This window comes from Paractinoplanes globisporus DSM 43857 (assembly GCF_000379645.1).
GTDB lineage: Bacteria > Actinomycetota > Actinomycetes > Mycobacteriales > Micromonosporaceae > Actinoplanes > Actinoplanes globisporus.
Window position 1 is genome coordinate 67,758 of the sequence record NZ_KB903314.1, and the last position, 14,298, is coordinate 82,055.

The window sequence follows — 14,298 nt, forward strand, 5'->3', positions numbered from 1 at the left end:
TCCGGCGGGCGCGGCGGGCGCCCGGCCCGGGGCAGGTCAGCCGGAGGATCGTCGCCGGTTGGCGCGGCGAGAAGGCGAACCTGTCACAGGCCGTTCGAAGGTGTCAATCGTTGCTCGCGCTGCAGGTGAGGCCGCCGGAACCGGCGGTAACGGGCATTGCACAGCGGCCGCACGCGCCGGTGTGCTGAGCGCACATCCGTAGCGCGGCGGTCGCCGTCAGCATTTGCCCACTCCTCCACCCGAGGCACGGGAGGTCCCATGTTCCGCAGCGTCCTCACCCTCCGGGCGGCAGCCGGCCGGGCCGCCGATCTGGAAGCGTTCTACGCGGACAACCGGGTTCTGGAGCGCGCTCGGCGGTTCCCCGGGTGCCGAGCCGCCGAACTGTTGCGATCCGTTGACGACAGCACCGCGACCCACCTGGTCACCGCCGACTGGGACACGGCCGCGGACTACCGCCGATGGGTCGACGACCCGTGGCGTGCCGCCTTGTCCGGGCGGCTCACCGCATTGCTGGACGTCCGGGGCGACGAGCCGCTCGTTGGCGGAGTCTACGAGCTCGTCAACCCTGAAACCCTTTATTTCGTACGCGAGGAGCACCAGTGAATAGAGTTGCTCGACTCATGGCGATCGGGGTGGCCGCCGCGGTCGCAGTCGCCGGCTGCAGCAAACCCGACAGCTCCGCGGCCGGTTCCGCGGCCAGCGCCGCGCCCGCCGACAAGAAGCTCAGCATCGGCTTCTTCGGTTTCGCGAAGGCGAACTCCTTCGCCCAGGCCACCTGGGCCGGCATCCAGGAGTACGCGAACGCGAACAACGCCGAGGCCACCTTCCTCGACTCGAACTTCGACGGCCCCACCCAGGTCAACCAGCTCCAGGACGCGGTGACCTCCAAGCGGTACGACGTGGTGATCGTGCAGGCGAACGACGGCACCGCGATGGTCAACCCGGTCAAGCAGGCGATCGCCGCCGGCATCACCGTGGTCGTCGAATTCACCCCGGTCGGCGGCAAGTACGACACCGCCGACCCGCAGGTCCCCGGCACCATCAACATCATCGACCCGCCGACGGTCAACGGCGACGGCCTGGCCAAACTCGGCATCGACGCCTGCAAGTCGGCCGGCGCGGCGACCGGCTGCAAGGTGGCGTACCTGCAGGGCTTCGCGAACTACCCGCTGGACACCGCCCGGACCAAGGCCGCGGCGGACGCGCTGAAGGCCGGCGGCGCCGCCGAGGTCATCTCGAACTTCGTCGGCGGCTACACCCCCGACACCGGCCGGGCGGCGATGCAGAACCTGCTGCAGGCTCACCCCGACGTCAACGTCGTGATCGGGTCGTCGCAGGCGCTGGAGGGCGCCACCCCGCTCGCGTCCGGCAAGAAGATCACCTTCGTCGGCAACGGCGGTTCCACCCAGGCGTACGGCTTCGTCAACGACGGCACCTGGTACGGCGTGTACTCGGTGCCGGAGAAGAAGTCGGGCGCCAAGGCCGCGGAGCTCGGCCTGGCCAAGGCGCGCGGGCAGAGCGTGCCGGAGTCGACCGTGGTGTGCACGACGCTGACCTCGTTCGACTGCCTGGGCACCAAGGCCTCCCTTCAGGGGCAGACCGCGGACTACTCGGACTGACGGAGCCTGCACATGACCACGCGGGTCAGCCGGGCGCCGGCCATCTCGGTGCGGGGCATCGGCAAGAGCTACAGCGGCGTACCCGTCCTGCGCGATGTCGATCTGGACATCGCGCCGGGCGAGGTGCACGGCCTGGTCGGGGAGAACGGCGCCGGCAAGAGCACCCTGCTGAAGATCGTCGGCGGCGCGATCCGGGCCGACCAGGGCACGATCAGCTTCGACGGCGAGCAGGTCAGCATCGGCCGGCCCCGCGATGCCATCGCGCACGGCGTCAGCCTGATCTCGCAGGAGGGCGCCCTCGTGCCGGCGCTCTCCGTGCTCGACAACGTCTTCCTGGCCCGCTGGTCGCACCGCGCCAGCCTGATCCGCGGCCGGGCCGACCGGCGGCGACTGGACGAGCTGAAGGAGCTGACCGGTTTCGCCGTCGACCCGGACGAGCGGGTCGACCGGCTCCCGATCGGGGCCCAGCAGCAGGTGGAGATCCTGCGCTCGCTGGCCCGCGGCGCCCGGGTGCTGGCCATGGATGAGCCGACCGCGGTGCTCAGCGAGCACGAGAAGGAGAACCTGCTCGGGCTCATCCGGCGGCTGGCCGCCGCCGGCACCACGGTCATCCTGGTCTCCCACTTCCTCGACGAGGTGCTCGCCGTGGCCGACCGGATCACGGTGTTGCGCGACGGCGCTCTGGTCCGTACCGGTCCGGCCGCCGAGACCTCGCCGCGCGAGCTGGTCGCCCACATGGTCGGCCGGGAGATCGACGTGCTCTATCCGGATCCGAGCCCGGTGCCCGCCGAGGCGCCGGTCGTGCTCCGCGCCCGCGGGCTGCGTCGCGGGCTGGTGCGCGGTGTCGATCTGGAGGTACGCGCCGGGGAGATCCTCGGCATCGCCGGTCTGGTGGGCAGCGGGCGCACCGAGACGCTGCGGCTGCTGTTCGGCGCGGACCGGGCCGCCGAGGGGGTGGTCGAGGTCGACGGTGTCACGCTGCACCGGCACACGCCGCGACAGGCCATGGCCGCCGGCATGGCGCTGGTGCCCGAGTCGCGTAAGGAGCAGGGCCTGGTGATGGTCCGCTCGGTCGCCGAGAACGTGGCGCTGTCGTCGCTGCCCGAACGGCGCGTCGGGCCGTTCGTGAACCGGCCGGGCGAGCGCGCCGCGGTCGGCGGGATCGCCACCTCGGTGGACATCCGGGCCGCGAACCCGGCCGCCGCCATCGAGACCCTCTCCGGCGGCAACCAGCAGAAGGCGCTGTTCGCCAAGTGGCTGCTGCGCTCGCCCCGGGTGCTGCTCGTCGACGAGCCCACCCGCGGCGTGGACGTGGCCGCCAAGACCCAGATCCATCACCTCATCACCGGCCTGGCCGCCGACGGCATGGCCGTGGTGTGCGTGTCCTCGGAGATCGAGGAGCTGCTCGCGCTCTCCCATCGGGTGCTCGTGCTGCGGCACGGCGAGCCGGTCGGCGAGTACCCGCGCGGCACCACCCCGGAGGTCGTGATCGCCGCCGCCTTCGGCGACGACGACGAAGGAGCAAGCAGTTGACTGTCGACGTAACACCGCAGGCGGCCGCGGCGTCCGCGCCGGCCTCGGCCAACGTGTCGCGCCTTGCCTTCCGGCTGCGCGACTACGGCATCCTGGCCGCGTTCGCGGTCATCGTCATCGCCCTGTCGGTCAGCACCGACACGTTCCTGACCAGAGGAAACCTGGTCAACCTGCTGGATCAGACGGCGGTGCTGGGCCTGCTCGCGGTCGGCGCCACGGTCTGCATCGTCAGCGGCGTCTTCGACCTGACCGCGAGCGCCACACTCGCCCTCTCGGCCATCATCGGCGTGAAGATCGTCCAGGTCACGAACGTGTACGTCGGCTTCGCGGGCGCCGTCGCGGCCGGCGCCGCCCTCGGCTTCGTCACCGGCATGGTGGTGACCCGCAGCGGCGTCAACTCGTTCGTCGGCACGCTCGCCACCAGCCTGGTCTACCGGGGCCTGGCGGTCATGGTGACCGGCGCGGCGATCATCTACCCGCCGGCCGGGCTGGCCGAGGACTTCGGCATGCTCACCTGGCCGTCGCTGTTCGGCCTGACCTCGGCCACCATCGTCTTCGTCGTGGTGGTGGCGGTCATCGGCGTCCTGGTGGCCCGCACGACGTTCGGCCGCCGGCTGTACGCGGTCGGCGGCAACGCCGAGGCAGCCCGGCTCTCCGGTATCCGGGTCGGCTCGATCCACGTCTCGGCGTTCGTCATCAGCGGCATCTGCTCGGCGCTGGCCGGCCTGATCCTGGCCTCCCGGGCCGGGTCGGCGCAGTCGACGATGGCGACCGGCATGGAGCTGACCGCGATCGCGGCGGCCGTCGTGGGCGGGACGAGCATCCTGGGCGGCGAGGGCGCGGTGTGGCGCGGGATCGTGGGCGCGCTGCTGCTGACCCTGATCGGCAACGGCTTCAACCTGCTCGGCTGGGACACGATCTATCAGCAGGTGCTGCAGGGCTGCCTCATCCTGTTCGCCGTCACCATGGACCGCTGGCTGCGACGCCGCTCCCGATGACGGAGCTAGGCTGATCAAATGCCTGCTCACGCCGAGGATGTCGCGCACATCGGGGTGACTCTGCGGCCGGGCCGGGCGTACGCGGCGGTGGTGCACGGCGACACCGTCGTCCCGGTCGAGCCGGTGGCGCCGGCCCGCGCCGACGCCGACGGCGTGATCGCGGCGGCCGTCGCCACGGCGACCCGGGTCGCCGGCGGTGCCGATGCCGTCACGGTGGACATCGCCCCGCTGCTGCTCGACACCCTGCTACGCCCGGACGGCGGCATCCCGCCGGTGGCTGTGGTGCGAATCGTGCCGCGCGCGGCCACCGACCCCGAACTGGCCCGGTCCCCGGCCGAGGCCGTGGAGCGCGCCATCGCCCGCCGCTTCACCGTCGCCGGCGGGCATGACCTGCTCGGCAACGAGCTGTGCCCGCTCGACCGGTCCGCGCTGGCGTCGCTCTGCGCCGAGCTGCCCGGCACCGGCATCCGGCACGTGGCCGTGGTGGCGGCCGGCTCGCAGGCCCGGCCCGCGCACGAGCGCGAGGTGGCCGACGCGATCCTCGCCGCGGTTCCGGGCGCGCGCGTCTCGGTGGCCAGCGACTACGGCGGCCAGGGCCTGGTCGCGCGGGAGGCGACGGTTGTGCTCGACTGCGCCCTGACCCCGCTGACCGAGCGGGTGCTGGACCGCTGCGAGCGCACGCTGGCCCGGCTGCCCGGGGACGTGGTGCTGCGGGTGGCCCGCGGCGACGGCGGCTACAGCACCCCGTCGCGGATCCGGGTCACCCCGGTCGTGGCGTTCGGCGCCACCGACGCGCTGGAGCTGTGCGGCGCCGCGCACCTGGCCGTGCTGGCGGACTGCCGGGTGCTGCTCCCGCGCGAGGGCCGGCGGCTGGCCGGCGAGGTGCGGCATCGCCTGGCGGTGGTGCGCCCGGCCGAACCCGTGGGCCTGGGCACCGAGCTGGTGGTGCCGACCGCCGTGCTCACCCCGGAGCCGGAGGAGCGCCCGGGCGGGCTGCCGCCGCGGGCCGCCGACGTGCCGGCGATCCGTCCCGATGCCGACCGGTACCTGCTCGCCTGTGTCGGCGCGGCAATCAGCCGGCCCGCCTCCTGGCTCGACGAGGTGGCGTTCATCGAGTCGGCGGCCGAGCTCGACCGGGTGCGCCGCGACGCCGAGGAACGGGCCACCGCGATGGTGATGGCCAACGGCGCGGCGCCGGGCACCACGCACATCGCCGAGATCTCCACGGTGGCGGTGCCGTACAGCCCGTCCGGCACGATCCGCGTACGGGTCCGGGTGGCCGGGGCGCCCGACGTCCGGCTGGCCGGGGGATGACCGCCCCGGCCGGCTACGTCGGCGCCACCGCCTCGATCACGGCCGACGACGTGCCCGCTCTCTACGAGGGCGCCAAGTTCTATTCGCCGGCGGTCGGCGACGCCGGCCGGTCGTCGGTGAGCGCATGGCTGGCCGGCCTGCTGGAGCGCAACGGCCCGGTGCCGTTGCTGCGGGTCGAGTCGGTCGCTCCGGACACGCCGTGCGTGTCGGTCTGCGTGCTGGGCTCCGGCTCGGCGATGGCCGACCTGCCGCCGGCCGGCGACGAGTTCGTCGCGGCGGTGCGGCAGATCGAGCGCCTCCAGCGGGTGCGGTTCGGCGCGATCTACCCGTTGGCCGCGGCGACGATCAGCGCGCTGGTCGCGGTGGTGACCGCCGCCCAGCTGCGCGTGCCGCTGCTGGACGCGGACGGCATGGGCCGCACGTTCGCCCTGATCCACCACACCGCGATGCACCTGGCCGGGGTGTCGCCGACGCCGCTGGTGGCGGTCGGGCCCACCGGCGAGAGCGTGCTGGTGGAGGTGCCGTCCGGGCCGCGTGCCGACCGGCTCCTGCGCGGCAACGTCGACACCGTGGGCGGGTGGGCGGCGCTCGCCGCGTACCCGACGGATGCCGGCACCCTGCGGCGCGCCGCCCTGCCCGGCACCGTCTCCCGGATTGCGAACGTCGGCCGGCTGCTGCTCGACCGGCCCGACCCGGACGTGCTCGTGACCCGGCTGGGCGCGATAACCGGATGCCGGCGGGTGGCCCGCGGGCGGATCACCGAGCTCGAGCACCTGAGCCGGCCGAGCGACGTCACCATCCCGGCCCACCCGTCCAGCCTCGTGGTCGAGGAGATCGACGGTCTCACCCGGCAGCTGCGCATCGAGCTGCGCAGCGAGATCGTCGCGGTCTTCGCCGACGGCGCGCTGATCGCCGGCGCGCCCGACCTGATGTGCCTGCTGGACGTGTCCCGCGGCGCGCTCGCCACCCTCGACAGCCTCGAGCCGGGCGATCTGGTCGACGTCCTGGTGACGCCGGCCGACGCGGTCTGGTACTCACCGGAGGGCATGGAGATGGTCGGGCTGGCCTCGCACGGCATCCCGCTCGCCCACCCGAGGCGCCGATGAGGGCCCGGTCCTCCACGCTGCCGATCACCCTCGGCGAGCTGGCCCGCATCGGCCCGCTGGCCGGCGCCGAACTGCACCTGGCCGATCCGGCCCGCGGCGTCCAGCAGGTCGTGCTGGCCGAGACCTTCGACCGGCTGCGGCACTGCACGCCGCACGTCCTGGTCGTGCTGCACGACGAGGCGGCCACCGGCGGCTGGTCGCTGGCCGCCGCCCTCCACCTGGCCTGGGAACGCAACGTCTCCGCCGTGGTGGTGTCCCGCGCCGTGGCCGACTCGTCCAGCGCGGCTCTCGCCCAGCGGCTCGCCATGTCGCTGATCGTCATCGACGACGACCCGATCGAGGTCGCTCTCCAGCTCGCCGGCCAGGTCAGCGCCCCGGCCGCGGCCCGGGCTCAGCGCCAGGCCCGGCTGGCCGAGCTGCTGGCCGAGCAGACCGGCATCCGCGGCGTGCTCGGCGTGCTCAACCGGGAGCTGCCGGGAGTGCCGGTGGCGCTGACCGTCGGCGACGTGGTGGTCGCCGGACAGACCGCCGCCCTGCAGGACCGGCCGCAGACCGAGCGGGTCGAGATCGACGTGCACACGGCCGCGGAACGGTCGGCCGGGCGGCTGGTCGCCGCGGTGCCGGTGCCCGGCCCGGCCGGGCTCGACCAGGTGAGCGCGGTGCTGCGGCTCGCCCGGCCGGCCCTGCAGGCGGCGTGGGCGCGTAGTCGGCTGGACGCGGCCGCCCGGGCCGCGCACGAGCAGGCCGCCTTCGGCCTGCTGCGGCGGCTGGCCGGCGAGCCGAGGGTGGCGGTGTCGTCCGACCCGGCCGCGCTCGAGGTGCCCAGCTGGACCGCCGAGCTGGGCTGGCAGGTGGGCCAGTTCAACCGCGCGGTCTGGCTGGCGCCGGTCCACCCGGCCGGCGAGCCGTCCGACGACGTCACCTATCTGATCCGGGCGTCCTGGCAGCGCGGGCACTCCGCCTGGCCGCTGGTCGCCGACGGCGACGGCTGGGTCTCCTGGCACAGCGGCGCCGACCCGGAGGACGCCGCGGCGCTGCGCCGGGCGCTGGCCGCCTTCCGCGACTCGGCCACCGCGCATCGGCTGGTGATCGGCGTCGGCCGGGCCCACCAGGGGGTGGCCGGGCTGATGCGGTCGGTGGCCGAGGCCCGGCTCGCCGCGCACGTGGCCCGGGAGACCGGGCCCGGGGTCGTGCAGTGGTTCGACCAGGTCGGCCCGGCCGCGGCCCTGGCCTGGCTGCCCACCGCGGAGATCGCCCAGGTCGCCGACCTGACGCTGACCGAGCTGATGGCGGCCAAGGACCGGGCCGTGCTGGTGCAGACCGTCCTCGCGGTTCTCGACGCGGGCGGGTCGCTCAGCCAGGCGTCGCGGCAGCTCGGCGTGCATCGCAACACGGTGCTGGCCCGGCTCGCGCGGGCCCGGCAGCTCGGCCTGACCTACGACGAACCGGGCCAGCGGCTGGCCCTGCACGTGCTCTGCTACGCGCTCACCGCGCTGTGGAACGACTCGGGAGCCGCTCAGTCGCCGATGCCGTAGCGCGCCCGCGCCGCCTGCGCGGTGATGTTGTGGTCGAGCACGTCGGCCCGGACGTCGTCGGCGGAACGCTCGGTCGGGTCCCCGTAACCACCGCCGCCGCCGGACGCGCAGCGCACGACATCCCCCTTGCGTACGGCCAATCCGTTGATCTTGAGAATGCGCCGCTCGTCCGGGCGGCCCGGGTTGATCACCACCTCGGGCCCGACCGCGTCCTCGCCGCCGAACAGACCCCAGGCCGGCTGCCGGGAGCGCTCGAACCACAGCGACACCGACATGTCGGTCTGCGCCTCGTACTCGCGGACGACGCCGTTCCCGCCGCGCCACCGGCCGGAGCCTCCGGAGTCGGGCCGGATCCGGTACTGCGTGATCCGCCACGGGTAGCGGGTCTCGTGCACCTCGATCGGGATGTCCTTGAGCGAGCCGTTCACGTTGTTGATCAGCGCGCTCTCGCCGTCCGAGCCGTTCCAGGCGCCCCAGCCGCCGACCGTGGCCTCCAGGCTGACGAAGTCCCGGCCGACCCGCGGGTCGGTGCCCGCGCTCAGAATGATCATGGAGTCGCCGTGGCTTGCGCCGGCGACCCGATCGGACAGCGCCGGGGCCAGCGCCCGCGCGACCATGTCGATCAGCAGGCCGAGGTGCGAGAAGTACCACTGGCAGGCGGCGGGGGAGCGGGCGCCGAGCACCGAGCCCTCGCGTACCTGTGTGGTCATCGACCGGAACGATCCACCGTTGCCCGGCAGATCCGGGCTCACCAGCAGCTTGTAGCCGACCCGCAGGGCGGAGACCGCCTGCGAGACGCCGCAGTTGACCGGGCCGACGGTCTGGTCGGCCGACTCGGTGACGTCGAAGTCGATGTGCTCGCCGGCCACCGTGATCCGCAGCCGGATCGGGATCGGGGTGTCCAGGTCGATGCCGTCGTTGTCGAGCACCCCCTCGGCGGAGTAGACCCCGTCCGGGATCTTCGCGATGACCGCCCGCTCCAGCAGTTCGGTCTGGCGGAAGATCTCGTCGCGGGCCAGTTCGAGCGTCTCGAGGCCGAACCGCCGGACGATCTCCTGCAACCGCCGCTCGCCCATCTGGATGCACGCCATCATCGCGTGCATGTCGCCGGTGGTCGGGTACGGGAAGCGGACGTTCGTGCCGATCGTGTCGATGACCGCGCGCTCCTCCACGCCTCCGGAGATCAGCTTCTGCGGTCCCAGGCGCAGGCCCTCCTGGAAGATCGAGATCGAGTCCATCGAGCCGCCGGGATCCTTGGAGCCGACGTCGATCCAATGCGCCCGGCTCGCGGTGAAGCCGACCAGGGTCTCGTCGACGAAGACCGGGCCGAAGATGGTGACGTCGTTGAGGTGCGTGCCGCCGAGGTAGCTGTCGTTGAGGATCCAGACGTCGCCCGGCCGCCACACCTCGCGGCCGAACCGCTGCTCGGTGGCGAGCGTGCAGGTCTCCAGGTTGCCCAGGAAGATCGGCAGGCCCGCGGACTGGCCGAGCACCTGGTGGTCGGCGTCGAGTAGGGCGACGACACAGTCTCCGCACTCGTAGATGATCGGGGTGTAGGCCGACCGGATGAGCGTGGCGTTCATGTCGTCGGCGGCCGAGTTCAGCGCGTTCCGGATGATCTCGACGGTCACCGGGTCGATGGCGGTGGAGGTGGTCACAGGCTGTCCTTCCGACGGATGACCAGGGAGCCGATGTCGTCGACGCTCACCGCGTAGTCCGGCGGGACCACGGTGGTGGCGGTGTCCTCGATCACCACGGCGGGCCCGTCGAACGTGTGCCCGACGAAGAGGTCGTCGCGGCGGGCGACGATCGTGTCCCGGCCGGTGCCGTCGAAGACCACAGTGCGGATCTCGTACGGGAAGTCGGCGCTCGTCGCGGCCGGCCACTTCTGCGGCTCGGGCCGGCCGAGGTCGCCGAAGGCCGCCGTGCGCAGCGTGACGAACTCGATCGGGGCGCCCAGGTTGGCGTGGCCGTACCGGTTCTTGTGCAGGTCGGCGAAGCGCTGGGCGACGCTGGGCAGGAAGTCCGGGTCGTTCGGCTCGTCGGCACCGGTCAACGGCACGGTGAGGGTGTACTCCTGCGCCGCGTACCGGATGTCGACGGCGTGGCTCGCGCTGCGCCGGTTGCCGGACACGCCCTCGTGCTCCAGCGCCGCCAGGCCGTCGCGCTCCATCCGGGCCAGCTGCGCGGCCATGTCGGCCACGTCGAGGTCCTGATCCAGGAAGAAGTACGGCTCGGTCCAGTCCTGCCGGATCTGGGTCTGCAACATGCCCCAGGCCGAGAACGCGCCGGGGAAGCGCGGCACGACCGTTTCGGCGATGCCCAGCTCGCGGGCCAGGAACACGGCGTGCATCGGGCCGGCCCCGCCGAACGCGACCAGCGCCGAGTCGCGCGGTTCGATGCCGCGGGACACCGTGATGGTGCGGATGGCCTGCGCCATCTTCGAGTTCGCCACGTCGCAGATGCCCTCGGCCATCGCTGTGGTCGTCATGCCGAACATCTCGGCCAGCCCGTCGACCGCGGTCGCGGCGAGCCCGGTGTCGAGCGTCATCTGCCCGCCCGCGAAGCCGTCCGGGTCGATCCGGCCGAGCACCAGGTTCGCGTCGGTGACTGTCGGCTCGGTGCCGCCGCGCCCGTAGCATGCCGGTCCCGGCCGTGCCCCGGCCGAGCGAGGACCCACCCGAAGGCCGCCGGCCTCCGCCCAGGCCACCGAGCCGCCGCCGGCGCCGACCGTGTGGATGTTGACCACGCTCATCAGCATCGGCAGGCCCTCGAGCTGAGCCTCGGCGGACACGTCCGGCTCGCCGTCGACGATCAGCGACACATCGAACGAGGTGCCGCCCATGTCGATACCGATGAGGTTCGGCCGGCCGGTCTGCCGGGACAGCTCGGCGCCCGCGATAGCGCCGCCGACCGGGCCGGACAGCAGCGTCTGCAGCGGACGGCGGCGCGCCGACTCGGCGGTCAGGATGCCACCGGAGGACTGCATGACGTGCAGCGGCACCCGCAGGCCCCGGCCGGCCAGCCGGTTCTCGAGGTCGAGCAGATAACGCCGCACGATCGGGCCGGTGTACGCCTCGACGACCGCGGAGGAGGTGCGCTCGTACTCCCGCCACTCCTTCGCCGCCTCGTGCGAGATCGAGACGGTGACGTCGTCGCCCAGCTCCTCGTGGAGGATCTCGCGGGCCCGCAGCTCGTGCGCGGGGTTCCGGTAGCTGAACAGGAACGCCACGGCGATCGCGCCATGGCCGTCCGCCCGTGCCCGGCGGGCCGCCTCGCGCACCGCGTCCTCGTCGAGCGGCGTCAGCTCGGTGCCGTCCGCGGCGATGCGCCCGCCGATGCCCAGCACGTCGCGTCGCGGCACCAGCGGCGTCGGCTTGCGGTAGTGCAGGTCGTAGAGCCGGGTTCGTGGTCCCCGGGCAATGTGGTACGTGTCCTCCACTCCGGCGGTGCCCAGCAGAAGCACCGGCACGCCACGCCGCTCCAGGAACGCGTTGAGGCCCTGCGTCGTCCCGTGCACCAGGAAATCGATGCCGGACGGTTCGTCCACCACGGCATCCAGGCCGGAGAGCACTCCCTCGCTCAGGTTTCCCGGCGTGGTCGACGCCTTGGTGGCGGCAAACGTCCCGCTTTGCTGGTCGTATGTCACGACGTCGGTGAAGGTGCCACCGATGTCCATCGCGACTCGATACCGCCCCATCTGATCTCCTCGCGGTCGGCCGTCTCGGTCCTCGCAAGCTAGGTGGGGGCATGCCGGCCGCACTGTGCGCCGGGCATAGCCGTGAGATCGCCGTGCGTGCCGCGCGCACGATCCGGCTGCCGGCCGCCGGTTGAGACTGCGTCTGTCCCCGGCCACAGACGAAGGAGAGACGATGCCTGTCGTACGGACACCGGCCCGGGACCGGGCCGCCGAGATCGACGCGGCCATCGACGCCGTGACAACCGGCGCCGGACCCGTCGTGCTCGCCGACGGCAGTGCTGCCCGGCGGATCCGCTTCGTCACTTCTGCTCTTTTTGTCACCGAGGCCTCGCCGGCCGGCGGCTGGCTGCCGTTCGGCGCGGCGGTGGGGGAGACCGCGGCGGACGGCGACACCCTGCTGGCCGGGCTCGGCGACGCCACGGTCGAGCACGCCCGGCGGGCCGGGCTGGCGGCGGGCGCACTGTTGCGGGGCGGCGACTACGCGGTGGAGGCGCCGGCCGACCTCCTTCCCGCGCTCGTCGATGGTCTGGTCAGCGGCTATTCCGGCGTGGAAGCGGTCACCTTGCGTCTGCCCGGGGAGCGTCTCGCCGATGCGGAGCAGGGGCGGCTCGCCGCCGACGTCGCCCGGCTGGCCCGCCGGCTGACCAGCGCGCCGGCCAACGTGGTCACCCCGCGGGCGGCGGCCCGATGGGCCGAGACGATCGCGGGACGGGCCGGTCTGACCTGCGCCGTGCTGGGACCGGACGAGGTCGCCGCCGAAGGCTTCGGAGCGCTCGCCGCGATCGGTGGCGGCTCGGCGAACGGGCCTTGTCTGGTGCGGCTCGACTACCTGCCGGACGCCGGAACCCCCGAGGTCGCCCTGGTCGGCAAGGGCGTCACGTTCGACAGCGGAGGACTGTCGCTCAAGTCGCCGGCCGCCATGCAGGCGATGCGCATGGATGTCGCCGGAGCCGCCACTGTCCTGGCGGTCATGGCCGGCTTGTCCCGCGGCGGTTGCCCCGTGCCGGTCCGGGCCGTGCTGCCGTTCGCCGAGAACCTGCCCGGCCCGGGCGCGACCCGGCCCGGCGACGTGGTCACCGCCTGGAACGGCACGGAGATTCAGATCATCGACACCGATTTCGAGGGCCGGGTGATGCTGGCCGATGCGCTGGCGCTGGCCGCCGCGTCCACGCCACGCCTGCTGGTCGATCTCGCCACGCTGACCTACCAGGCGGAGATCGCGCTGGGCCCGCAGATCGCCGCGGTCTTCGGCCGGGACGAGCCCGCCGCCACCGAGTTCCTGGCGGCTGCGGCCCGGGCCGGTGAACCGATGTGGCGGCTGCCGTACGACGAGCGCTATCTCGACCAGGTACGCACCGCCAGCGGTGTCCGCAACCACCCGCTGCACGACTCGGGCCGGGCGATCACGGCAGCGCTGTTCCTCGGCGAGTTCGTGCCACGAGGGGTGCCCTGGGTGCATTGCGACATGGCCGGCCCGGCTTGGGAAGGCGACGCCTCGGTCGACGGCGCCACCGGCTTCGGCGCGCGTACGTTGCTCGAGCTGCTCCTGCCGCGGAGGCCGACCCAGGACAGTTAGCCCGGGCCGTCGGATGGATCGTGGCGTGTGTTGAACTGGGTGGCGTGCAGATGCGTCCCGCAGAACTGGAGGCGATCCGGGCCGGCGACGTCGACGTGGCGTTCCGCCGGTGGGACCGGCCTCGGGTCAGAGTCGGTACCCGGATGCGTACCGCGGTCGGACTGGTCGAGATCACATCTGTCGACCGCGTGCCGGTGAGCTCGCTGACTGCCGCGGACGCCCGCCGGGCCGGCGCGGCGTCGCTGGCCGCGCTCCGCCAAGGGTTGGACCGCGTCCACCCCGAACGGCCGGTGTATCGGATCGGGCTACGGTACGCGGGCCCCGACCCGCGGCAGGCGCTGCGCGAGGCGGTACCCGACACCACGGAGATCGACGCGATCGTCGCCTGGCTCGACCGGCTCGACCGCGCCTCGCCGACCGGGCCGTGGACCCGGACCACGCTCCTGCTGATCGACGAACTGCCGGCCATCCGGGCACCCGACCTCGCACAACGGATGGGGCGAGACACCCCGTCGTTCAAGCAGAACGTGCGCAAGCTGAAGGAGCGGGGCCTGACCGAGTCGCTCGACATCGGGTACCGGCTCTCGGCCCGCGGCGCCGCCGTCCTGGACCACGAGGGTCATCCCCGGCCGGCCCCGAGCCGGTCGGCACCGGAGCCGGGCACCCCGCTGCCACACATCGGCGCCGCCGCGACACGCGCGCTCACCGCGCAGGGCGTGGTCCGGCTCGAACAGGTGGCCACACTCAGCGAGGGCGAGGTTCGGGCGCTGCACGGGGTCGGGCCGTACGCCCTTCGCCACCTGCGAACGGCGATGGACGCGGCCGGGCTCGCTTTCCGCGACGAGGCCGGCGCCAGGCCAGAGACGTCCTGACGTCCGGGGTTCCGATGGGATTCATCGGGATACGATGACCGTCAG

The 14,298-nt window shown here is 73.2% G+C and carries 11 protein-coding genes; 9 read left to right on the forward strand and 2 right to left on the reverse strand.

What is annotated here, in order from left to right:
- Nucleotides 1-258: 258 nt before the first annotated feature.
- Genes A3CQ_RS57760 through A3CQ_RS54365 form a run of 7 tightly spaced genes read left to right on the forward strand, consistent with a single transcriptional unit; the run spans nucleotide 259 to nucleotide 8,105 of the window.
- Complete coding sequence (locus A3CQ_RS57760; RefSeq protein WP_020514322.1) at nucleotides 259-603, forward strand: antibiotic biosynthesis monooxygenase family protein; 345 nt, start codon at nucleotides 259-261, stop codon at nucleotides 601-603.
- A 17-nt stretch (nucleotides 604-620) separates the two neighbouring features.
- Nucleotides 621-1,619 (forward strand): sugar ABC transporter substrate-binding protein, encoded by a 999-nt coding sequence (locus tag A3CQ_RS0128305; protein ID WP_020514323.1) that lies wholly within the window; start codon nucleotides 621-623, stop codon nucleotides 1,617-1,619.
- A 12-nt stretch (nucleotides 1,620-1,631) separates the two neighbouring features.
- Nucleotides 1,632-3,152: a sugar ABC transporter ATP-binding protein gene (locus A3CQ_RS0128310; protein ID WP_020514324.1), complete on the forward strand. Its 1,521-nt coding sequence runs from the start codon at nucleotides 1,632-1,634 to the stop codon at nucleotides 3,150-3,152.
- Nucleotides 3,149-4,150, forward strand: coding sequence for an ABC transporter permease (locus tag A3CQ_RS0128315; protein ID WP_020514325.1), 1,002 nt, complete (start codon nucleotides 3,149-3,151; stop codon nucleotides 4,148-4,150). Before A3CQ_RS0128310 ends, A3CQ_RS0128315 begins: the two co-directional genes overlap by 4 nt.
- Nucleotides 4,151-4,168: 18 nt before the next feature.
- Entirely contained in the window at nucleotides 4,169-5,464 is a 1,296-nt protein-coding gene (locus A3CQ_RS0128320; RefSeq protein WP_020514326.1) for a hydantoinase/oxoprolinase N-terminal domain-containing protein, read from the forward strand.
- The gene (locus tag A3CQ_RS0128325; protein ID WP_020514327.1) at nucleotides 5,461-6,570 is read left to right on the forward strand and encodes an S-methyl thiohydantoin desulfurase family protein; all 1,110 of its coding nucleotides are present in this window, start codon (nucleotides 5,461-5,463) and stop codon (nucleotides 6,568-6,570) included. Before A3CQ_RS0128320 ends, A3CQ_RS0128325 begins: the two co-directional genes overlap by 4 nt.
- A complete protein-coding gene (locus tag A3CQ_RS54365; protein ID WP_020514328.1) occupies nucleotides 6,567-8,105 on the forward strand; it encodes a PucR family transcriptional regulator in 1,539 nt (512 codons plus the stop codon). Before A3CQ_RS0128325 ends, A3CQ_RS54365 begins: the two co-directional genes overlap by 4 nt.
- Here the strand turns inward: A3CQ_RS54365 and A3CQ_RS60230 are convergent.
- Both A3CQ_RS60230 and A3CQ_RS0128340 read right to left on the reverse strand, forming a co-directional pair.
- Nucleotides 8,087-9,763, reverse strand: a complete 1,677-nt coding sequence (locus A3CQ_RS60230; RefSeq protein ID WP_020514329.1) for a hydantoinase B/oxoprolinase family protein — start codon at nucleotides 9,761-9,763, stop codon at nucleotides 8,087-8,089. The two genes, A3CQ_RS54365 and A3CQ_RS60230, sit on opposite strands and share 19 nt — an antisense overlap.
- Nucleotides 9,760-11,805, reverse strand: a complete 2,046-nt coding sequence (locus tag A3CQ_RS0128340; RefSeq protein WP_026206291.1) for a hydantoinase/oxoprolinase family protein — start codon at nucleotides 11,803-11,805, stop codon at nucleotides 9,760-9,762. Before A3CQ_RS0128340 ends, A3CQ_RS60230 begins: the two co-directional genes overlap by 4 nt.
- Before the next feature lie 172 nt (nucleotides 11,806-11,977).
- On the opposite strand from A3CQ_RS0128340, the gene A3CQ_RS54370 reads away from it, so the two are divergent.
- Nucleotides 11,978-13,381: a M17 family metallopeptidase gene (locus tag A3CQ_RS54370; protein WP_020514331.1), complete on the forward strand. Its 1,404-nt coding sequence runs from the start codon at nucleotides 11,978-11,980 to the stop codon at nucleotides 13,379-13,381.
- A 50-nt stretch (nucleotides 13,382-13,431) separates the two neighbouring features.
- Nucleotides 13,432-14,253 carry a hypothetical protein gene (locus tag A3CQ_RS63075; protein WP_245577354.1) on the forward strand — a complete coding sequence of 274 codons (822 nt, stop codon included), beginning with the start codon at nucleotides 13,432-13,434 and terminating at the stop codon, nucleotides 14,251-14,253.
- Nucleotides 14,254-14,298 lie beyond the last annotated feature (45 nt).

Coding starts and splice junctions, on each gene's coding strand:
- A3CQ_RS63075 (WP_245577354.1), top strand. CDS start 13,432: ATGCGTCCCGCAGAACTGGAGGCGATCCGGGCCGGCGACGTCGACGTG.
- A3CQ_RS0128305 (WP_020514323.1), top strand. CDS start 621: ATGGCGATCGGGGTGGCCGCCGCGGTCGCAGTCGCCGGCTGCAGCAAA.
- A3CQ_RS0128310 (WP_020514324.1), top strand. CDS start 1,632: ATGACCACGCGGGTCAGCCGGGCGCCGGCCATCTCGGTGCGGGGCATC.
- A3CQ_RS54365 (WP_020514328.1), top strand. CDS start 6,567: ATGAGGGCCCGGTCCTCCACGCTGCCGATCACCCTCGGCGAGCTGGCC.
- A3CQ_RS57760 (WP_020514322.1), top strand. CDS start 259: ATGTTCCGCAGCGTCCTCACCCTCCGGGCGGCAGCCGGCCGGGCCGCC.
- A3CQ_RS0128340 (WP_026206291.1), bottom strand. CDS start 11,805: ATGGGGCGGTATCGAGTCGCGATGGACATCGGTGGCACCTTCACCGAC.
- A3CQ_RS0128325 (WP_020514327.1), top strand. CDS start 5,461: ATGACCGCCCCGGCCGGCTACGTCGGCGCCACCGCCTCGATCACGGCC.
- A3CQ_RS54370 (WP_020514331.1), top strand. CDS start 11,978: ATGCCTGTCGTACGGACACCGGCCCGGGACCGGGCCGCCGAGATCGAC.
- A3CQ_RS0128320 (WP_020514326.1), top strand. CDS start 4,169: ATGCCTGCTCACGCCGAGGATGTCGCGCACATCGGGGTGACTCTGCGG.